The following is a 20,263-nucleotide window of genomic DNA, read 5'->3' on the forward strand; positions in this document are numbered from 1 at the left end:
CGGCGTGGACGCCTCATCCGGCCTACAAAAATCTACTGCATCAGACCTTTATGTTATCGCTCCACTGCCCGCGTCTTCTGATGGCGGGCTTTTTTTCACCGCTCGCTTGCGTGGTGAAGCCTTTTTCTTCTCTTCTCCACTACCCGGTGCCACTATGCCGCGAAACTGCCGCACCGGCGTACGTTTTGCCTGATCAATCAATTGGTAAAGCGTCCCCACCAGCGGCTGCATAAAGTCCTGGTAGCGACACTGCTTTTCGCTGATTTGCGTCAGCACCGATTCCCAGTGTGCCGTCATGTCCGGTCGCGTTGCCATCTCTGGCAGCGAATGGAATAACGCTTTACCGGCGTCGGTGGAGTGGATATAGCGCCCTTTTTTGGTCAGGAAACCACGCTTGAACAGCAGTTCAATAATCCCGGCACGAGTTGCTTCCGTCCCCAGTCCATCGGTCGCACGAAGGATTTTTTTCAGATCTTTGTCCTGCACAAAGCGCGCGATCCCGGTCATCGCTGAAAGCAGCGTTGCATCGGTGAAATGACGTGGTGGCTGAGTTTGCCGCTCTACCACTTCACCTTTTTCACACAATAACTCATCGCCTTTCGCTACCACCGGCAGCGGTGTACCATCGTTTTCTTCATCACGCTCTTTGCTGCCTAACAGCGTGCGCCAGCCTGCTTCAGCAAGAAAACGGGCTTTAGCGACAAATTTGCCTTTGGCAATGTCCAGTTCGATAACACATTTGCGGAACACCGCATCCGGACAGAACTGCATCAAATACTGACGGGCAATCAGGTTATAGACCTTCGCTTCGTTCTCCGTCAGGTTGATGGCAGAACTCCGCGCGGTCGGGATGATGGCGTGGTGCGCATCGACCTTTTTGTCATCCCAGCAGCGATTGCGTAAATCTGGATCAACCACCGGCTGCGGTAACAAGCCCGGCGCATGAACGCTGATGGCATTCATTACCGCCTGACATCCGGCAAAATGTTCTTCCGGCAAATAACGACAATCGGAACGCGGATAAGTGATCAGTTTGTGCGTTTCGTACAGCTTCTGGCAGATATCAAGTACGTTCTGCGCACTCAGACCAAAGCGTTTTGCTGCTTCAATCTGCAACGCCGAAAGTGAAAACGGCAACGGCGCGGATTCTGATTCCCGTTTATCGTTATAACTGGTGACAATCGCCGGTTGACCGCTGATGCGGTTAACCACATGCTCCGCCAGTGGACGATGCAGCAAGCGCCCTTCTTCGTCCTGGTACGGCTCACACGCTTCGCTCGGTTGCCAGATAGCGGTAAATCGCTCATCGGCAGGCGTCACAATATGCGCTTTGACCTCAAAGAAATCTTTCGCCACGAAGTTTTCAATTTCTTCGTCGCGGCGCACCACCAGCCCGAGCACTGGCGTCTGCACGCGTCCAACGGAAAGTACGCCCTGATAACCCGCATTGCGACCGAGAATGGTGTACGCGCGGGTCATATTGATGCCATACAGCCAGTCGGCACGCGCTCGCGCCAGCGCAGAAACGCATAGCGGTACAAACTCGCTATTGGAACGAAGACGATCGATCGCCCGTTCAACCGCCTGCGGGTTCAGGTCGTTTATCAAGCAACGCTGCACCTGCTGGCGCTTTTCCGGTGCCAGTTGCAGGTAGTCCAGCACTTCATCCACCAGCAATTGCCCTTCGCGATCCGGGTCTCCGGCATGAATAATTTCGCTGGCTTCATGCAGAAAGCGTTTGATGACGTTAAGTTGTTTGGTCACGGAGGGTCGTGGCTGTAATTGCCACTTTTCCGGGACAATGGGGAGATCGGCCAGGTTCCAGCGCGCATAGCGACTGTCGTAGGCGTCTGGCTGCGCCTGCTCAAGCAGGTGACCAATACACCAGGTCACCACCTGACCGTTACCGCACTCGATAAAGCCATCGCCTTTACGGTGCGGTTTGGGCAGGACATCAGCAATAGCGCGCGCCAGACTCGGTTTTTCGGCAATAAATAACCGCATTGAATTAACGGATCTCAACCATGGCACGACCAGCGCGCGCAGGCACCAGTTCGCCAATCGCCGTCAGTTCGATACCAAATTCGGCAGCGGTAGCTTTTACTTCGTTTTCAGCCTCTGGCATCACCGCCAGCAGCAGACCGCCGGAGGTTTGCGGATCGCACAGCAGATCGCGCACTTCACGCGGCATTTCACCCATCAGATGACCATAGCTGGCAAAGTTGCGTTCGGTGCCGCCAGGTACTGCACCCAGCTTAATGTACTCTTCCACGCCCGGCAGTTTCGGGATCGCGTCATAGTCGACACGTGCCTGTACGCCTGCGCCCTGACACATTTCACTCAAATGCCCCAGCAGACCAAAACCAGTCACGTCAGTCATCGCTTTTACGCCTTCGATGTTGGCAAAGGACGCGCCTGCGATGTTCATCCGGCACATCACTTCCGTCGCCAGCCCCTGATGTTCCGGTTTCAGCAGTGATTTTTTCTCCGCAGTGGTAAGAACGCCAATCCCCAACGGTTTCGTCAGGAACAGTTTACATCCGGCTTGTGCGGTACTGTTTTTCTTCACCCGCTCAGTTGGAACGATCCCCGTGACCGCCAGACCGAAAATCGGTTCCGGCGCGTCGATGGAGTGACCGCCAGCCAGCGCAATACCCGCCTGACGACATGCGTAGCGACCACCTTCGGTGACTTCGCGGGCAATTTCCGGGGACAGTTTGTTAATCGGCCAGCCGAGGATCGCAATTGCCATAATCGGTTTTCCGCCCATCGCGAAGATATCGCTGATGGCGTTAGTCGCGGCAATGCGGCCAAAATCGAAAGGATTATCAACGATCGGCATAAAGAAGTCGGTGGTGCTGATAACGCTGGTGCCATTGCCCAGATCGTATACCGCCGCATCGTCGCGGGTTTCGTTACCCACAAGCAAATTCGGATCAACAAACTTCGCCTGTTCGCTGTGCAGGATGGTTTCCAGCACTTTTGGGGAAATTTTACAGCCGCAACCGGCTCCGTGGCTGTATTGGGTCAAACGAATCGAGTTCTCGCTCATGGACATCTCCTGTCAATGCAATCCGGGTATGGTAACCCTCATTCCGTGAAGTGATAAGTGAGAGTGTCTGAATTACTGCGCCTTTGCTCACAATCCACACAGTTTTGCCGTTTTTATCAAAAATAAGTCACAAACGGTGTCGGGTCCGGAATGTTTATCGATGTTGACGCTTTCAGTTGTGGCGTACCGAGATAGAGAAATCCGACAATTTTATCCTGCTCGCGACAGCCGAATGCGTCACGCACCACCGGGCTTTCAGTTAATGCGCCACTGCGCCAGATGCCGCCAAAGCCCTGGGCAACCGCCGCCATTTGCATTGCCATAACCGCGCAACCCGCCGACATTTCCTGCTCCCAGCGCGGGACTTTATGATTTTCTTCGCATTTCGCCACCACCGTTATGATGAGCGGCGCCCGGAACGGCGCATTACGCGCTTTGTCGATTGCTTTTTCATCGTTACCGGCAGCAATCGCCCCCTGCTCCAGAACGGCACTGAAACGCTCACGCCCTTCCCCTTCAATCACAAAGAAATGCCACGGTTGCATGGATTTATGGTCTGGCGCACGCATACCCGCGCGCAGGATATTTTGCAGTTGCTCACCCGTTGGCGCTGGCTCAGCCAGACGGGAGGCGCTACGGCGGTTGATCAATAGTTCGAGTGCATCCATTTGATTAACTCCTGTCATGATGTTTATTCACAAAATTAACACGAGAGTGGATTTTGTTACAGCACAGTCCATGATTCCTGCTGACAAGTGCCGGTTGGGTCATTACGATAACCACATCACTTGCACCTGTAACAGGTGTAACTTTTAGTCTGGGAGAATACATGCGAACCCTTTGGCGATTTATTGCCGGATTTTTTAAATGGACGTGGCGTCTGCTGAATTTCGTCCGTGAAATGGTACTTAACCTGTTCTTTATTTTTCTCGTGCTGGTTGGCGTGGGGATCTGGATGCAAGTCAGCGGTGGTGATTCGAAAGAAACCGCCAGCCGTGGCGCGCTGCTGCTTGATATTTCTGGTGTGATCGTCGATAAGCCCGACAGTTCGCAGCGGTTTAGTAAGTTAAGTCGTCAGTTGCTTGGTGCCAGTTCCGATCGTCTGCAGGAAAACTCGCTGTTTGATATCGTCAACACCATTCGCCAGGCGAAGGACGACCGCAATATCACCGGTATCGTGATGGATCTGAAAAACTTCGCGGGCGGCGATCAGCCTTCCATGCAGTACATCGGCAAAGCTCTGAAAGAGTTTCGTGACAGCGGTAAACCGGTTTATGCCATTGGCGAGAACTACAGTCAGGGGCAGTATTATCTTGCCAGTTTCGCCAATAAAATCTGGCTTTCCCCGCAGGGTGTGGTCGATCTGCATGGCCTTGCCACCAACGGTCTGTACTACAAATCGTTGTTGGATAAGTTAAAAGTTTCCACTCATGTGTTTCGCGTAGGCACGTATAAATCTGCCGTTGAACCGTTTATTCGTGATGATATGTCACCGGCAGCCCGCGAAGCTGACAGCCGCTGGATTGGTGAGCTGTGGCAAAACTATCTTAATACCGTTGCCGCTAACCGCCAGATCCCTGCCCAGCAGGTATTCCCTGGGGCGCAAGGTTTGCTTGATGGTTTAACCAAAACTGGCGGCGATACCGCGAAATATGCGCTGGATAACAAACTGGTGGATGCGCTGGCGTCAAGTGCCGAAATCGAAAAAGCCCTGACCAAAGAGTTTGGCTGGAGTAAGGCTGATAAAAATTATCGCGCCATTAGCTATTACGATTACGCATTGAAAACGCCGGCAGATAACGGTGACGGCATTGGTGTAGTGTTTGCCAATGGTGCAATTATGGATGGCGAGGAAACTCAGGGGAATGTAGGCGGTGATACCACTGCGGCACAAATCCGCGATGCTCGTCTTGATCCAAAAGTGAAAGCAATTGTTCTGCGCGTTAATAGCCCTGGTGGCAGCGTTACGGCTTCTGAGGTGATCCGCTCTGAACTGGCAGCAGCCAGAGCAGCGGGCAAACCTGTGGTTGTGTCAATGGGCGGCATGGCGGCATCCGGTGGCTACTGGATCTCCACTCCGGCTAATTACATTGTGGCTAACCCCAGCACCCTGACCGGCTCTATTGGTATTTTCGGCGTGATCACCACCGTAGAAAACAGTCTGGATTCGATTGGTGTTCATACCGATGGCGTCTCAACTTCACCGCTGGCGGATGTTTCCATCACTAAAGCACTGCCGCCGGAAGCGCAGCAGATGATGCAGCTAAGCATTGAGAATGGCTACAAACGCTTTATCACGCTGGTTGCCGATGCGCGCAAATCGACGCCGGAACAGATTGATAAAATCGCTCAGGGGCACGTCTGGACGGGTCAGGATGCGAAAGCTAACGGCCTGGTCGATAGCCTCGGTGATTTCGATGATGCGGTCGCAAAAGCGGCAGAACTGGCAAAACTGAAGCAGTGGCATCTGGAATATTACGTCGATGAACCGACCTTCTTCGACAAAGTGATGGACAACATGTCAGGTTCTGTCCGGGCGATGTTGCCAGATGCGCTTCAGGCCATGTTACCTGCCCCGCTGGCCTCGGTAGCCTCTACCGTAAAAAGCGAAAGCGACAAGCTGGCAGCGTTTAACGATCCGCAAAACCGTTATGCGTTTTGCCTGACCTGCGCCAACGTGCGTTAAGTCTTGTACTGAGTGGTCGACAGATCGTCGGCCACTTATTTTTTACGTCTACGAATCCCCCTTCCCGCTGTTTCGCCCCATATTTCCTTATCCGCATAGTATCAGGTGCGCTCCCCCTGCCTCACGTATATACTTTTGCTCTTTCTACATCATTCATATCAATATCATGCAAAAGAAATCTATCTATGTCGCCTACACGGGCGGAACCATCGGGATGCAGCGTTCCGAGCAGGGTTATATTCCGGTGTCAGGTCATCTACAACGCCAACTGGCGCTGATGCCGGAGTTCCATCGCCCGGAGATGCCAGATTTCACTATTCATGAATATACGCCGCTGATGGATTCTTCTGATATGACGCCGGAAGACTGGCAGCATATTGCTGAAGATATTAAAGCGCACTATGACGACTATGATGGTTTTGTCATTCTGCACGGCACCGATACGATGGCCTATACCGCTTCTGCGCTGTCGTTCATGCTCGAGAATCTCGGCAAACCGGTCATTGTGACAGGGTCACAAATTCCATTAGCCGAGTTACGCTCTGACGGACAAATCAATCTGTTGAATGCGTTATACGTTGCGGCGAATTACCCGATCAACGAAGTAACACTCTTTTTTAATAACCGTCTGTATCGCGGTAACCGCACCACCAAAGCCCATGCCGATGGTTTTGATGCCTTCGCGTCACCAAATTTTCCTCCATTGCTGGAAGCGGGTATTCACATCCGTCGTTTAAATACGCCACCAGCACCGCACGGCGAAGGTGAACTGATCGTTCATCCAATCACGCCACAACCGATCGGCGTGGTAACAATTTATCCGGGGATTTCTGCTGGCGTTGTGCGCAATTTCCTCCGTCAACCGGTGAAAGCGTTGATTTTGCGCTCATATGGCGTGGGCAATGCGCCCCAAAACAAAGCCTTCCTGCAAGAATTACAAGAGGCCAGCGATCGCGGTATTGTGGTGGTCAACCTGACACAATGTATGTCCGGTAAAGTGAACATGGGCGGTTATGCTACCGGTAATGCCCTCGCCCATGCCGGCGTTATTGGCGGCGCGGATATGACTGTAGAAGCCACATTAACCAAACTGCACTACCTGCTTAGCCAGGGACTGGATACCGAAACCATTCGCAAGGCCATGAGCCAAAACCTGCGCGGCGAACTGACGCCGGATGATTAAGGAGACTGCAATGCCCCATCGCGCCCTGTTACTGGTCGATTTACAAAATGATTTCTGTGCTGGTGGCGCGCTCGCCGTACCGGAAGGTGACAGCACAGTGGATGTTGCTAACCGCCTGATTGACTGGTGCCAGTCGCGCGGAGAAGCGGTTATTGCCAGTCAGGACTGGCACCCGGCTGATCATGGCAGCTTTGCCCGCCAGCACGGTGTAGAGCCTTATACGCAGGGACAACTCGACGGCCTGGCGCAAACATTCTGGCCTGAACACTGTGTGCAGAACAGTGAAGGCGCACAATTACATCCGTTACTGAATCAAAAAGCGATCGCAGCCGTGTTCCATAAAGGCGAAAACCCTTTAGTTGACAGTTACAGTGCTTTTTTTGATAACGGCCGTCGGCAGAAAACCGCGCTTGATGACTGGTTGCGCGATCATGAAATCAATGAATTGATCGTTATGGGTCTGGCGACCGACTATTGCGTGAAGTTTACCGTGCTGGACGCGTTGCAGTCAGGTTATAGCGTGAACGTGATTACCGATGGCTGTCGCGGCGTGAATATCCAGCCACAGGACAGCGCGCACGCGTTTATGGAGATGTCAGCGGCTGGGGCAACGCTATATACACTGGCGGACTGGGAAGAGACGCAGGGATAATTTTACGCAGGCCTACAATTCTGTACTGTCGTTGTAGGCCAAATAAAGTGCGGCAGCGGTGCCTCTGGCATGTTGGTTGTTAAATCAAACAACCAACACGTGACAGTAAAGATTATCCCCTCCCTTCGTAAACGCGCTACAAAGGGGACAATTCATTCACTTAAACATGGCAATTGGTTTTGCCGTGATACCAAAATCTTCTTTCAACTGTTGTTTGCTCTTCATGACCATCTGGCCGTTCGTATCAATAGTCATATGCTGCGCATCGGTATTGTTACGGGCTTGCCACAGCATCACCAGTTGCAGACAGTTCTCTTTTTGTTCTTCCGTCAAGGCAACACCGTCTGGCCATTTACCCAGTTCAACGGCTGTCGATAAACGCTGGTAAACCTCAGGCGTCATGCTGTTGATTATTTCATCAAGATTCATAATTTTCCCGCTCCTGTGGAATAAGTTGCTGAATCGTTTTTTCAACCGTTGATTTCTTCGCCATTTTCGCCATCAGTAAAACGCAATGATGCCGAGTTAACACAATAGCGTTCGCCTGTGGGTTGTGGGCCGTCGGGAAAAACATGCCCCAGATGAGCATCACAGTTTCCACAACGAATTTCTATCCGCTGCATTCCATGTGACAAGTCTTTGATATAACGGATTGAATCTTCACTCACCGGCTCATAAAAACTGGGCCAGCCACAGCCTGAATCATACTTGGTTTGAGAATGAAACAGAGGGGCGTCGCAGATCAAACAGTGGTAAATGCCGTCGCGCTTATTATGCAATAAACGTCCAGTAAATGGCGGCTCCGTCCCGTGATTCTGTGTCACGTAAAACTGCATCTCGGACAAATTTTTTTTCAGTTCTTCTGCCGAAGGTTTGTTAGCCATTTGCTCACATCTCACTTCAATCACGCTCACATTACGTGACTTATTCTAACAAAACATTAACACCAACTCGCAAAATTTTGTTCTAAACTTGATCTCAACGAAATGGCAGCACTTAAAACGTGATAAAAATCACATTTTTATCGTAATTGCCCTTTAAAATTCGGGGCGCCGACCCCATGTGGTCTCAAGCCCAAAGGAAGAGTGAGGCGAGTCAGTCGCGTAATGCTTAGGCACAGGATTGATTTGTCGCAATGATTGACACGATTCCGCTTGACGCTGCGTAAGGTTTTTGTAATTTTACAGGCAACCTTTTATTCACTAACAAATAGCTGGTGGAATATATGACTATCAAAGTAGGTATCAACGGTTTTGGCCGTATCGGTCGCATTGTTTTCCGTGCTGCTCAGAAACGTTCTGACATCGAGATCGTTGCAATCAACGACCTGTTAGACGCTGATTACATGGCATACATGCTGAAATATGACTCCACTCACGGTCGTTTCGACGGCACCGTTGAAGTGAAAGACGGTCATCTGATCGTTAACGGTAAAAAAATCCGTGTTACCGCTGAACGTGATCCGGCTAACCTGAAATGGGACGAAGTTGGTGTTGACGTTGTCGCTGAAGCAACTGGTCTGTTCCTGACTGACGAAACTGCTCGTAAACACATCACCGCTGGTGCGAAAAAAGTGGTTATGACTGGTCCGTCTAAAGACAACACTCCGATGTTCGTTAAAGGCGCTAACTTCGACAAATATGCTGGCCAGGACATCGTTTCCAACGCTTCCTGCACCACCAACTGCCTGGCTCCGCTGGCTAAAGTTATCAACGATAACTTCGGCATCATCGAAGGTCTGATGACCACCGTTCACGCTACTACCGCTACTCAGAAAACCGTTGATGGTCCGTCTCACAAAGACTGGCGCGGCGGCCGTGGCGCTTCTCAGAACATCATCCCGTCCTCTACCGGTGCTGCTAAAGCTGTAGGTAAAGTACTGCCAGAACTGAATGGCAAACTGACTGGTATGGCGTTCCGCGTTCCAACCCCGAACGTATCCGTAGTTGACCTGACCGTTCGTCTGGAAAAAGCTGCAACTTACGAGCAGATCAAAGCTGCCGTTAAAGCTGCTGCTGAAGGCGAAATGAAAGGCGTTCTGGGCTACACCGAAGATGACGTAGTATCTACCGATTTCAACGGCGAAGTTTGCACTTCCGTGTTCGATGCTAAAGCGGGTATCGCTCTGAACGACAACTTCGTGAAACTGGTATCCTGGTACGACAACGAAACCGGTTACTCCAACAAAGTTCTGGATCTGATCGCTCACATCTCCAAATAAGTTGAGATGACTTTGTGATCTAAAAAGAGCGACTTCGGTCGCTCTTTTTTTTACCTGATGAAATGAAGTTAAAGGACTGCGTCATGATTAAGAAAATTTTTGCCCTTCCGGTCATCGAACAAATTTCCCCTGTCCTCTCCCGTCGTAAACTGGATGAACTGGACCTTATTGTGGTCGAACATCCCCAGGTAAAAGCCTCTTTTACATTACAGGGCGCACACCTTCTCTCGTGGAAACCTGCGGGTGAAGAAGACGTCCTGTGGTTGAGCAATAACACTCCATTCAAAAATGGCGTCGCCATTCGCGGTGGCGTGCCGGTTTGCTGGCCGTGGTTTGGTCCGGCAGCACAACAAGGTCTGCCTGCGCACGGTTTTGCCCGTATTCTGCCGTGGACGCTGAAATCGCATAGTGAAGATGCCGATAGCGTGACACTGACTTTCGAACTGACGCAAAGCGACGAGACAAAAAAATACTGGCCGCACGACTTTACGCTGTTAGCGCATTTCCGCGTGGGTGAAACCTGTGAAATCGATCTTGAAGCGCACGGCGAATTTGAAACCACCTCTGCTCTGCATACTTACTTTAACGTGGGTGATATTGCTAAGGTAAGCGTCAGTGGTCTGGGCGATCGCTTCATTGATAAAGTGAACGACGCGAAAGAAGATGTACTGATCGACGGTATTCAGACCTTCCCTGATCGTACCGATCGCGTGTATCTGAATCCGCAAGATTGCAGTGTGATTAATGACGAAGCGTTGAATCGTACTATTACCGTTGGTCACCAGCATCATCTGAACGTCGTCGGCTGGAACCCTGGCCCGGCACTTTCAGTCAGCATGGGCGATATGCCGGATGATGGCTACAAGACTTTTGTTTGTGTAGAAACAGCTTACGCTTCAGAAACTCAAAAAGTGACTAAAGAGAAACCTTCCCATCTGGCACAATCCATTCGCGTTGCCAAACGTTAATTTGTGCTAGTTTATGTGCCGGGTGCGATGCATCCGGCATTTCCCAACATCACACCATATCCAGCGAAGTTTTGCCTTTTGGTGCCGGATACGCGTTGTCCAGCATGGCTAATTCCTCTGACGAAAGCACAATCTCAAGCACAGCTGCATTTTGTTGAACATGGGCGATAGTTGCCGCTTTTGGAATCGCCATCACGCCCTGATGGCTGATTACCCACGCCAGCAACACTTGCGCGGCAGTGGCATTGTGAGCATGAGCTATTTCGTTGACCACTGCGTTTTTTAGCAAACCATTACGTAAGCGCCCGGCCTGCGCCAACGGACTGTAAGCCATCACTGGCATTTGCTGTTGTTGGCACCAGGGGAGTAGATCATACTCAATCCCTCGCGAGCCGAGATGATAAAGCACTTGATTAGTGGCACACTGATTTCCACCCGGCACCTGCCAGAGCTCCTGCATGTCAGAATAATCAAGGTTAGAAACGCCCCAGCGGCGGATTTTTCCCTGGGCGATCAATTTTTCCATTGCTGCGACAGTCTCTTCAAAAGCGAAACTGCCAGACCAGTGTAATAAGTAAAGATCGAGATAATCAGTATTGAGGCGGCGTAAACTGGCTTCACATGCGTTAATCGCTTTTTGTCCGCCAGCATTCCACGGATAGACTTTAGAGACGAGAAAGACTCTATCACGCAGACCGGTTAATGCTTCACCGACCACCTTCTCGGCACCGCCATCGGCATACATTTCGGCGGTATCAATGAGGGTTAAACCGAGGTCAATGCCCGCGCGTAGTGCAGCAACTTCTGTTTTGCGCTGACTGGCGTCTTCGCCCATATACCATGTTCCCTGCCCTACGGCTGGCAGTGAGACATCGCCACTGAACTGAATCATTTTTTGTTGCATTGTTTCCTCCCGGTTTTTGCACCACCGTAATGCAAAACAGGGCGTGACGCCCTGTTTTTATGCACAAAATGCCCTGGAAAGATGCATTATCAGAATTTGTAGGTGATCCCGGTAGAAATCAGACCAGTCCAGGATTTATCCACCATCGGGCTGTCAGTAACTTCATCAGACAGGCGGGTGTAGCGTGCGGTGCCGTAAACACTCCAGTCGCCGAGGAAGTTGTAGCTGGCACTCAGCTCCAGGTAAGGACTCCAGCTGTCATTCGGGTTATAGCCACGCAGACCGCTGCGAGCGGACTCTTTGCGCGATACGCCATAATAGTATTCGTTCTGGTTTTCGCTGTTCCACTGCACACCGATACCCGGAGTCACGGTCAGGCCGCCGTTGGTGTAACGGTACAACCAGGCCATATCCCACACGATACCGTTGCTGTTATCCAGTGTGTCTCCTGCCAGGGTGGTACGCAGATAACCGTACTGGGTAAAGTGTGCGTAGGACAGACCAGCCATCATAGTGCTCTTACGGTCATCCAGGTGGCGCATTTGGTGATCACCACTGTCTTTGGCTTTGAAGTAGAGCGGCGACCAGTAAGCGGTAATTGAAAGTTTATCCGTTGCGTCATTCCACAGGTAGTAACCACCACCTAAGCCACGGAACCAGAAGTTATCGCCTTCATAGTTGATTACTGGTACTGGGTAAACATCGGTATCGTAATCTTTATAGGGGTGTTCAACGACACCTACGCCTGCGCCCAGGGAAAAATTACCTTCAGCGTGCGCTACGCCTGCAGACGTTGCGATAAGCACTCCAAGTGCCAGAAGTTTGAGTTTGGTCACAATTAATCATTCCTTAAACAAATGTTTAGCGGGCGACAAAGTTTACCCGTCAATACATCGAAACCCAACCTTTTTACATTTTCATTTCTAAAGGTAACTGTTTAATTTTCCTGACGCTGATGACATCGGGCTTACACCTGAATGAATTTTGCGTTACTGGCGGCAATATTCTTTACATTAATTATGCAATTTTTATGGATGAGTTGTTGATATGCCATTGAAATCCAGAAAGCCATGCAGGCAAGTTTTCCAATTGCCATCTACGCTTAATTTTGAAGGTGTATCACCGGGCACGTTGTTCTCACAATCGGTAAGATGGCATGAGAGTTGCTGTGTTTTAGCAAGCGACGTCGTTCAGTTTACCTCTTCCGGGAGCCTCTACTATTCATATGAACGGCTCTTAACCTGTGCTAAAAAACGAAAGGACGGCATACCATGAATATATTCGATCACTATCGCCAGCGATATGAAGCTGCCAAGGACGAAGAGTTCACACTGCAGGAGTTTCTTACCACTTGTCGGCAAGATCGCAGTGCTTATGCCAACGCGGCTGAGCGGCTATTGATGGCTATTGGTGAGCCGATCATGGTCGATACGGCCCAGGAACCCAGACTTTCTCGACTCTTTTCCAACCGGGTCATTGCACGTTATCCGGCGTTTGAAGAGTTTTACGGCATGGAAGACGCGATTGAACAGATTGTCTCTTATCTGAAACACGCGGCTCAGGGGCTGGAAGAGAAGAAACAAATCCTGTATCTGCTGGGGCCTGTAGGTGGGGGTAAATCATCGCTTGCTGAGCGACTGAAATCATTAATGCAGCTCGTGCCTATTTATGTATTGAGCGCCAATGGTGAGCGTAGCCCGGTCAACGATCATCCATTCTGTCTGTTCAATCCACAGGAAGATGCGCAGATTCTGGAAAAAGAGTATGGCATTCCTCGCCGTTATCTCGGCACCATCATGTCGCCGTGGGCTGCGAAGCGTCTGCATGAGTTTGGTGGTGACATCACAAAATTCCGGGTTGTGAAGGTCTGGCCGTCTATTCTGCAACAAATTGCCATCGCCAAAACGGAACCGGGCGATGAGAATAACCAGGACATCTCCGCGCTGGTAGGGAAAGTCGATATTCGGAAGCTCGAACACTACGCGCAAAACGATCCGGACGCCTATGGTTATTCCGGTGCGCTGTGCCGTGCAAACCAGGGGATCATGGAATTTGTCGAGATGTTTAAAGCACCGATCAAAGTGCTGCATCCCCTGTTGACCGCCACCCAGGAAGGTAACTACAACGGGACGGAAGGTATCTCCGCCCTGCCATTTAACGGGATTATTCTCGCTCACTCGAACGAATCCGAATGGGTCACTTTCCGTAATAACAAGAACAACGAAGCCTTCCTCGACCGTGTCTATATCGTGAAGGTTCCGTATTGCTTACGCATTTCCGAAGAGATCAAAATCTACGAGAAACTGCTTAATCACAGTGAACTGACTCACGCCCCATGCGCGCCTGGCACGCTGGAAACGCTGTCTCGTTTTTCCATTCTTTCGCGCCTGAAAGAGCCAGAAAACTCCAGCATTTATTCAAAGATGCGCGTTTACGATGGCGAAAGCCTGAAAGATACCGACCCGAAAGCCAAGTCGTATCAGGAATATCGTGATTACGCAGGCGTCGATGAAGGGATGAATGGTCTGTCCACGCGTTTCGCGTTTAAGATCCTCTCGCGCGTGTTTAACTTCGATCACGTGGAAGTGGCGGCTAACCCGGTTCATCTGTTCTACGTCCTGGAACAGCAGATTGAACGCGAGCAGTTCCCGCAAGAGCAGGCAGAACGCTATCTGGAGTTCCTGAAAGGTTATCTGATCCCGAAATATGCCGAGTTTATCGGTAAAGAGATCCAGACAGCTTATCTCGAATCCTATTCCGAATATGGGCAAAACATTTTCGACCGTTATGTCACCTATGCGGATTTCTGGATCCAGGATCAGGAGTATCGCGACCCGGATACCGGTCAGTTGTTTGACCGCGAATCTCTTAACGCCGAGCTGGAGAAAATCGAAAAACCGGCGGGGATCAGCAATCCGAAAGATTTCCGCAACGAGATTGTCAACTTTGTGCTGCGCGCCAGAGCGAATAACAGCGGACGCAATCCGAACTGGACCAGCTACGAAAAACTGCGCACGGTTATCGAGAAAAAAATGTTCTCCAATACCGAAGAGTTGTTGCCGGTCATTTCGTTTAACGCCAAAACCTCAACCGACGAGCAGAAGAAACACGACGATTTTGTCGACCGTATGATGGAAAAAGGCTACACCCGTAAACAGGTGCGTTTACTGTGCGAATGGTATTTGCGCGTACGTAAATCGTCTTAACACAATGGCCCGGTGCACATGTTACCGGGCCGACAATGACAGCGAACCGTAGGCCGGAAAAGCAAAGCGCATCCGGCAATACAGGTGCAACATACTGTTGGCAAATGCAGTACGGGGGGCATATGACCTGGTTTATTGACCGGCGTCTGAACGGCAAAAACAAAAGCATGGTGAATCGCCAGCGTTTTTTACGCCGTTATAAAGCGCAAATTAAACAGTCGATCTCCGAGGCCATCAATAAGCGTTCGGTGACCGACGTCGACAGCGGCGAGTCCGTTTCTATCCCAACGGAAGATATTAGCGAACCGATGTTTCATCAGGGGCGTGGCGGCCTGCGCCATCGCGTTCATCCGGGCAATGACCATTTTGTACAGAATGACAGAATTGAACGTCCCCAGGGCGGCGGAGGTGGCTCCGGCAGTGGTCAGGGTCAAGCCAGCCAGGACGGTGAAGGTCAGGATGAATTTGTCTTCCAGATTTCGAAAGACGAATATCTCGACCTGCTGTTTGAAGATTTAGCCTTACCAAATCTGAAACAAAACCAGCAACGCCAGTTGACCGAATATAAAACGCATCGGGCAGGCTACACCGCTAACGGCGTTCCTGCCAATATCAGCGTGGTGCGTTCATTGCAGAACTCACTGGCGCGGCGTACCGCGATGACCGCAGGCAAGCGACGGGAACTTCATGCTCTGGAAGAAAATCTGGCCATCATCAGCAACAGTGAACCTGCGCAATTACTGGAGGAGGAACGGCTGCGCAAAGAGATTGCCGAATTACGCGCCAAAATTGAACGCGTTCCATTCATCGACACCTTCGATTTACGTTACAAGAATTATGAGAAACGCCCCGATCCCTCCAGTCAGGCCGTAATGTTTTGCCTGATGGACGTTTCCGGTTCGATGGATCAATCCACCAAAGATATGGCCAAACGTTTTTATATATTGCTGTATCTGTTTCTCAGCAGAACATACAAGAACGTCGAAGTCGTTTACATCCGCCACCATACCCAGGCGAAAGAAGTTGATGAACATGAGTTTTTCTACTCACAGGAAACTGGCGGCACCATTGTTTCCAGTGCCCTGAAACTGATGGATGAGGTGGTGAAAGAGCGTTATAACCCGGCGCAGTGGAATATCTATGCTGCACAAGCGTCAGACGGCGATAACTGGGCTGATGACTCTCCGCTTTGCCATGAGATTCTGGCGAAAAAATTGTTACCCGTTGTTCGTTATTACAGCTATATCGAAATTACCCGCCGCGCTCATCAAACATTGTGGCGGGAATATGAGCATCTGCAATCTACTTTCGAAAACTTTGCGATGCAGCATATACGCGATCAGGATGATATTTATCCCGTGTTCCGCGAGCTATTCCATAAACAAAATGCAACGACTAAAGACTAAAATAGTCAGCCGGGTCATTGTTACCTGGCTGATTTTTAGCTCACTGTAAATTAATTCATTTATTACATACATTACCTTACAATTGTTTTAAATATGTCAGCATCAGCTTTACAGAATTTAGTTCCATAAAAAAATCATTCGGAAAAAATGATTCTGTTAACACGCTTTTTTTCAGGGGTATTCTTTAATTATTTTTTTATCGGCAAAGAAATTTGATCCTGGTCAAAACCATATATCTCTGCCATCAATAAAATCCAGCACTCACATTGCTCTCCTTTTTATGGTTCCTATGGGTACACAAAAATTAAAAGCACAAAGCTTTTTTATTTTCAGCTTGTTACTGACATTAATTTTATTTTGCATCACCACCTTATATAATGAAAACACCAATGTAAAACTCATCCCACAGATGAATTACCTGATGGTTGTTGTGGCTTTATTTTTCCTCAACTCCATCATCTTTCTTTTCATGCTAATGAAATATTTCACTAATCGTGATATTTTTCCAACACTCATTTTAAGCCTTGCTTTTTTAAGTGGCCTTTTCTATTTAACTGAAACTATTTTCATTATTCATAAACCTATCAATGATAACATCCTTATTCAGACGAAGGCGAATGATGTTTCCATATTATATCTATTTCGCCAGCTAAGTTTTATTTTCTTAACCGCACTGGCTCTCTACTGTTATGGACGAAATAGCATCCTGACGAACAACAAGAAAAAAACCTGTATCTTGTTGCTGGCGCTGATACCTTTTATATTTTTCCCTTTTCTGGCACATAACCTGAGCAGCTATAATCCTGACTACTCTTTATATGTCGTAGATTACTGTCCGGATAGTCATACGGCGAGCTGGGGAATTAACTACACCAAGATTTTGGTTTGTCTGTGGGCGTGTTTACTGTTTTTTATTATCATGCGTACACAATTAGCAAGCGAGATGTGGCCGTCAATTGCATTATTATGTCTGGCATCGCTCTGCTGTAACTTGTTACTACTGACTCTGGATGAATATAATTATACCATCTGGTATATCAGTCGTGGCATTGAGGTTTCGAGTAAACTGTTTGTTGTCACCTTCTTGATATATAACATATTTCAGGAACTACAACTTTCCAGCAAACTGGCGGTTCATGATGTACTAACCAATATTTATAACCGTCGTCACTTTTTCAACAGTGTAGAGTCATTACTCTCTCGCCCTGTTGTGAAGGATTTTTGTATTATGCTGGTAGATATTAACCAGTTCAAACGCATAAATGCTCAATGGGGTCATCATGTGGGCGATAAAGTTCTGGTTTCAATTGTCGATATTATCCAGCAAAGTATCCGCCCCGATGACATCTTCGCACGTCTGGATGGTGAAGTGTTTGGCTTGATATTTACCGAATTGAATACCGCCCAGGCAAAAATTATCGCCGATCGGGTGCGTAAAAATGTCGAGCTCCTGACCGGTTTTAGTAATAGATATAATGTCCCTGAACAAATGACCATCAGCATTGGCTGTGTTTTTTCCACGGGTGATACGCGTAATATCTCGCTTGTCATGACAGAAGCAGATAAAGCGTTACGTGAAGCGAAAACCGATGGCGGTAACAAAGTGATTATTCATTATATTTGAGTGCAAAATTATTCACAGTCATGCATTTTGCGTGGCTTTGGCATACAATTTATTACCAATACCCCTAAATTTCCCCTCCCCAGCGGCGCAGAGATGAGTATAATTAGCGCCCCTGTACCAGGCCGCAATCGAACTTTATCTGGTTTTCTCGTTTCACTAACCGAAGGAGTGCCATTTATCATGAAATTGCACCATAGAATGCTCCGGCATTTTATCGCCGCAAGTGTCATTGTGCTGACATCTTCCTTCCTTATTTTTGAACTTGTCGCCAGCGACAGGGCAATGAGTGCTTATTTGCGCTATATCGTCCAGAAAGCAGACTCCTCCTTTCTCTACGACAAGTATCAAAATCAGAGTATTGCCGCACATGTGATGCGCGCACTTGCTGCTAAACAGTCTGAGGTGTCGCCAGAACAGCGACGGGCCATCTGTGAGGCTTTTGAGTCTGCCAACAATACCCATGGCTTAAACCTGACTGCCCATACTTATGCAGATTTACACGGAACATTGCAGACTGCATCCACTGACTGCGACACAATTGTCGAAGCAGCGGCGCTATTACCGGCATTTGATCAGGCGGTGGAAGGTAACCGCCACCAGGATGATTACGGTTCCGGCCTTGGGATGGCCGAAGAGAAATTTCACTATTATCTCGATCTCAATGATCGCTATGTCTATTTTTATGAGCCGGTAAATGTTGAATACTTCGCGATGAATAACTGGTCCTTCTTGCAGTCAGGAAGCATTGGTATTGATCGTAAAGATATTGAAAAAGTGTTTACCGGTCGCACCGTATTATCGAGCATTTACCAGGATCAGCGTACTAAACAGAACGTGATGAGTTTGCTGACGCCCGTCTATGTTGCCGGGCAATTAAAAGGTATTGTGTTGCTGGATATTAGTAAAAACAATCTGCGCAATATTTTTTATACTCATGACCGCCCTCTCCTCTGGCGTTTTCTCAATGTTACGCTAACCGATACAGATTCGGGACGCGACATTATTATCAATCAGAGCGAAGATAATCTGTTTCAGTATGTCAGTTACGTCCATGACTTGCCTGGCGGCATTCGTGTTTCGTTATCCATTGATATTCTTTACTTTATTACATCATCATGGAAAAGCGTTGTATTCTGGCTGCTGACAGCATTGATATTACTCAACATGGTACGGATGCACTTCCGCCTGTACCAAAACGTGACTCGTGAAAATATCAGTGATGCGATGACCGGACTGTATAATCGCAAAATATTAACGCCTGAACTTGAGCAGCGTTTGCAGAAACTGGTGCAATCCGGTTCTTCGGTGATGTTTATTGCAATTGACATGGACAAGTTAAAGCAAATAAATGACACCCTCGGTCATCAGGAGGGGGATTTAGCCATTACGTTATTAGCTCAGGCGATTAAACAGTCGATTCGTAAAAGCGATTATGCTATCCGTCTCGGTGGCGATGAATTCTGTATCATTCTTGTCGATTCGACGCCGCAAATTGCAGCACAACTGCCTGAACGTATCGAAAAACGTCTGCAACATATCGCGCCGCAGAAAGAGATCGGCTTCTCTTCCGGTATTTACGCGATGAAAGAACACGATACGCTGCATGATGCATATAAAGCTTCCGATGAGCGTTTATATGTCAATAAGCAGAACAAAAACAGCCGTTCATGATAATCTTCTGTGGTTGTTTGCTTGTAATCCCAGGAGCGTGAAATGACTGAAATGGCTAAAGGAAGCGTGACGCATCAGCGGTTAATCGCTTTATTATCACAAGAAGGCGCTAACTTCCGCATCGTTACCCACGACGCGGTGGGTAAATGCGAAGCGGTGTCAGAAATTCGTGGCACCGCTTTGGGTCAGGGTGCTAAGGCACTGGTGTGTAAAGTCAAAGGTAATGGCGTAAATCAGCATGTTCTGGCGATCCTCGCTGCCGATCAACAGGCCGACCTTAGCCAACTCGCCAGCCATATCGGTGGGTTGCGTGCTTCGCTGGCCAGCCCGGCTGAAGTCGATGAACTGACAGGCTGTGTCTTCGGTGCTATCCCTCCATTCAGCTTCCATCCAAAACTCAAACTGGTCGCCGACCCGCTACTTTTTGAGCGATTCGATGAGATCGCCTTCAATGCGGGTATGCTGGATAAATCCGTTATCCTGAACACCGCAGATTATTTACGCATTGCACAACCAGAGCTGGTCAAATTCCGTCGTACTACGTAACTAGCTGCTCCGTTCAATAAGCAGAACAGACAGCACCAGCACAACTGCAATGGCAAAAAACGATGACGTGATAATCAGTGTCTCAACGAGCATTTGATCGTTCATGGTCTTACCCCAGGAGATACCTGTTTTCACGTTATTGTT

18 protein-coding genes are annotated in these 20,263 nt (G+C 49.1%); 10 read left to right on the forward strand and 8 right to left on the reverse strand.

Going from position 1 to position 20,263, the window contains the following annotated elements:
- Nucleotides 1-48 precede the first annotated feature (48 nt).
- The 3 genes from topB to LG381_RS16610 form a co-directional block, all read right to left on the reverse strand.
- A complete protein-coding gene (gene topB / locus LG381_RS16600) occupies nt 49-2,004 on the reverse strand; it encodes a DNA topoisomerase III (protein ID WP_225762666.1) in 1,956 nt (651 codons plus the stop codon).
- A gap of 4 nt (nt 2,005-2,008) precedes the next feature.
- Nucleotides 2,009-3,052, reverse strand: a complete 1,044-nt coding sequence (gene selD, locus LG381_RS16605) for a selenide, water dikinase SelD (RefSeq protein ID WP_010345861.1) — start codon at nt 3,050-3,052, stop codon at nt 2,009-2,011.
- 116 nt (nt 3,053-3,168) lie between these two features.
- Nucleotides 3,169-3,720, reverse strand: coding sequence for an NAD(P)H nitroreductase (locus LG381_RS16610; RefSeq protein ID WP_000339273.1), 552 nt, complete (start codon nt 3,718-3,720; stop codon nt 3,169-3,171).
- Nucleotides 3,721-3,881: 161 nt separating this feature from the next.
- On the opposite strand from LG381_RS16610, the gene sppA reads away from it, so the two are divergent.
- The 3 genes from sppA to pncA all read left to right on the forward strand — a co-directional run bounded on the left by sppA (nt 3,882) and on the right by pncA (nt 7,573).
- A complete protein-coding gene (gene sppA, locus LG381_RS16615) occupies nt 3,882-5,738 on the forward strand; it encodes a signal peptide peptidase SppA (protein ID WP_001259798.1) in 1,857 nt (618 codons plus the stop codon).
- Nucleotides 5,739-5,904: 166 nt separating this feature from the next.
- A complete protein-coding gene (gene ansA / locus LG381_RS16620) occupies nt 5,905-6,921 on the forward strand; it encodes an asparaginase (protein ID WP_225762667.1) in 1,017 nt (338 codons plus the stop codon).
- A gap of 10 nt (nt 6,922-6,931) precedes the next feature.
- Complete coding sequence (gene pncA / locus LG381_RS16625) at nt 6,932-7,573, forward strand: bifunctional nicotinamidase/pyrazinamidase (RefSeq protein ID WP_032225329.1); 642 nt, start codon at nt 6,932-6,934, stop codon at nt 7,571-7,573.
- 156 nt (nt 7,574-7,729) lie between these two features.
- Here the strand turns inward: pncA and LG381_RS16630 are convergent, their stop codons facing one another.
- Together LG381_RS16630 and msrB are read right to left on the reverse strand one after the other, a co-directional pair.
- The gene (locus LG381_RS16630) at nt 7,730-8,002 is read right to left on the reverse strand and encodes a YeaC family protein (protein ID WP_010345857.1); all 273 of its coding nucleotides are present in this window, start codon (nt 8,000-8,002) and stop codon (nt 7,730-7,732) included.
- A gap of 41 nt (nt 8,003-8,043) precedes the next feature.
- The gene (gene msrB / locus LG381_RS16635) at nt 8,044-8,457 is read right to left on the reverse strand and encodes a peptide-methionine (R)-S-oxide reductase MsrB (RefSeq protein ID WP_001284610.1); all 414 of its coding nucleotides are present in this window, start codon (nt 8,455-8,457) and stop codon (nt 8,044-8,046) included.
- Nucleotides 8,458-8,798: 341 nt separating this feature from the next.
- Between msrB and gapA the strand changes: the two genes are divergently transcribed.
- Nucleotides 8,799-9,794, forward strand: a complete 996-nt coding sequence (gene gapA, locus LG381_RS16640; RefSeq protein ID WP_000153502.1) for a glyceraldehyde-3-phosphate dehydrogenase — start codon at nt 8,799-8,801, stop codon at nt 9,792-9,794.
- Nucleotides 9,795-9,877: 83 nt separating this feature from the next.
- Nucleotides 9,878-10,762, forward strand: a complete 885-nt coding sequence (locus LG381_RS16645; RefSeq protein WP_225762668.1) for a D-hexose-6-phosphate mutarotase — start codon at nt 9,878-9,880, stop codon at nt 10,760-10,762.
- Nucleotides 10,763-10,811: 49 nt separating this feature from the next.
- Here the strand turns inward: LG381_RS16645 and yeaE are convergent, their stop codons facing one another.
- Both yeaE and mipA read right to left on the reverse strand, forming a co-directional pair.
- Nucleotides 10,812-11,666 (reverse strand): methylglyoxal reductase YeaE, encoded by an 855-nt coding sequence (yeaE, locus tag LG381_RS16650; protein ID WP_001186367.1) that lies wholly within the window; start codon nt 11,664-11,666, stop codon nt 10,812-10,814.
- Between the two features lie 89 nt (nt 11,667-11,755).
- Nucleotides 11,756-12,502, reverse strand: a complete 747-nt coding sequence (gene mipA, locus LG381_RS16655) for a scaffolding protein MipA (protein WP_000163784.1) — start codon at nt 12,500-12,502, stop codon at nt 11,756-11,758.
- Nucleotides 12,503-12,937: 435 nt separating this feature from the next.
- On the opposite strand from mipA, the gene yeaG reads away from it, so the two are divergent.
- The 5 genes from yeaG (at nt 12,938) to yeaK (ending at nt 20,119) form a co-directional block, all read left to right on the forward strand.
- Nucleotides 12,938-14,872, forward strand: coding sequence for a protein kinase YeaG (yeaG, locus tag LG381_RS16660; RefSeq protein ID WP_001019859.1), 1,935 nt, complete (start codon nt 12,938-12,940; stop codon nt 14,870-14,872).
- A 122-nt stretch (nt 14,873-14,994) separates the two neighbouring features.
- A complete protein-coding gene (locus tag LG381_RS16665) occupies nt 14,995-16,278 on the forward strand; it encodes a YeaH/YhbH family protein (RefSeq protein WP_000219690.1) in 1,284 nt (427 codons plus the stop codon).
- Nucleotides 16,279-16,558: 280 nt separating this feature from the next.
- Nucleotides 16,559-17,902: a GGDEF domain-containing protein gene (locus LG381_RS16670; protein ID WP_077629633.1), complete on the forward strand. Its 1,344-nt coding sequence runs from the start codon at nt 16,559-16,561 to the stop codon at nt 17,900-17,902.
- 180 nt (nt 17,903-18,082) lie between these two features.
- Nucleotides 18,083-19,573 carry a diguanylate cyclase DgcJ gene (dgcJ, locus tag LG381_RS16675; RefSeq protein ID WP_024212380.1) on the forward strand — a complete coding sequence of 497 codons (1,491 nt, stop codon included), beginning with the start codon at nt 18,083-18,085 and terminating at the stop codon, nt 19,571-19,573.
- Between the two features lie 42 nt (nt 19,574-19,615).
- Nucleotides 19,616-20,119, forward strand: coding sequence for a mischarged aminoacyl-tRNA deacylase (yeaK, locus tag LG381_RS16680; RefSeq protein ID WP_000138047.1), 504 nt, complete (start codon nt 19,616-19,618; stop codon nt 20,117-20,119).
- Here yeaK and yoaI read toward each other — a convergent pair whose 3' ends face one another.
- Entirely contained in the window at nt 20,120-20,224 is a 105-nt protein-coding gene (gene yoaI / locus LG381_RS16685) for a small membrane protein YoaI (RefSeq protein WP_077629632.1), read from the reverse strand.
- Between the last annotated feature and the right edge of the window lie 39 nt (nt 20,225-20,263).

It is taken from the genome of Escherichia sp. Marseille-Q3837 (assembly GCF_916618735.1).
Lineage (GTDB): Bacteria > Pseudomonadota > Gammaproteobacteria > Enterobacterales > Enterobacteriaceae > Escherichia > Escherichia ruysiae.

Excerpts from the sequence above, each read along its gene's own strand:
- topB (WP_225762666.1), bottom strand. The coding sequence starts at position 2,004 with ATGCGGTTATTTATTGCCGAAAAACCGAGTCTGGCGCGCGCTATTGCT.
- gapA (WP_000153502.1), top strand. The coding sequence starts at position 8,799 with ATGACTATCAAAGTAGGTATCAACGGTTTTGGCCGTATCGGTCGCATT.
- yeaK (WP_000138047.1), top strand. The coding sequence starts at position 19,616 with ATGACTGAAATGGCTAAAGGAAGCGTGACGCATCAGCGGTTAATCGCT.
- ansA (WP_225762667.1), top strand. The coding sequence starts at position 5,905 with ATGCAAAAGAAATCTATCTATGTCGCCTACACGGGCGGAACCATCGGG.
- yeaE (WP_001186367.1), bottom strand. The coding sequence starts at position 11,666 with ATGCAACAAAAAATGATTCAGTTCAGTGGCGATGTCTCACTGCCAGCC.
- msrB (WP_001284610.1), bottom strand. The coding sequence starts at position 8,457 with ATGGCTAACAAACCTTCGGCAGAAGAACTGAAAAAAAATTTGTCCGAG.
- yoaI (WP_077629632.1), bottom strand. The coding sequence starts at position 20,224 with ATGAACGATCAAATGCTCGTTGAGACACTGATTATCACGTCATCGTTT.
- sppA (WP_001259798.1), top strand. The coding sequence starts at position 3,882 with ATGCGAACCCTTTGGCGATTTATTGCCGGATTTTTTAAATGGACGTGG.
- LG381_RS16665 (WP_000219690.1), top strand. The coding sequence starts at position 14,995 with ATGACCTGGTTTATTGACCGGCGTCTGAACGGCAAAAACAAAAGCATG.
- LG381_RS16645 (WP_225762668.1), top strand. The coding sequence starts at position 9,878 with ATGATTAAGAAAATTTTTGCCCTTCCGGTCATCGAACAAATTTCCCCT.
- pncA (WP_032225329.1), top strand. The coding sequence starts at position 6,932 with ATGCCCCATCGCGCCCTGTTACTGGTCGATTTACAAAATGATTTCTGT.
- LG381_RS16630 (WP_010345857.1), bottom strand. The coding sequence starts at position 8,002 with ATGAATCTTGATGAAATAATCAACAGCATGACGCCTGAGGTTTACCAG.
- LG381_RS16670 (WP_077629633.1), top strand. The coding sequence starts at position 16,559 with ATGGTTCCTATGGGTACACAAAAATTAAAAGCACAAAGCTTTTTTATT.
- LG381_RS16610 (WP_000339273.1), bottom strand. The coding sequence starts at position 3,720 with ATGGATGCACTCGAACTATTGATCAACCGCCGTAGCGCCTCCCGTCTG.
- selD (WP_010345861.1), bottom strand. The coding sequence starts at position 3,052 with ATGAGCGAGAACTCGATTCGTTTGACCCAATACAGCCACGGAGCCGGT.
- yeaG (WP_001019859.1), top strand. The coding sequence starts at position 12,938 with ATGAATATATTCGATCACTATCGCCAGCGATATGAAGCTGCCAAGGAC.
- dgcJ (WP_024212380.1), top strand. The coding sequence starts at position 18,083 with ATGAAATTGCACCATAGAATGCTCCGGCATTTTATCGCCGCAAGTGTC.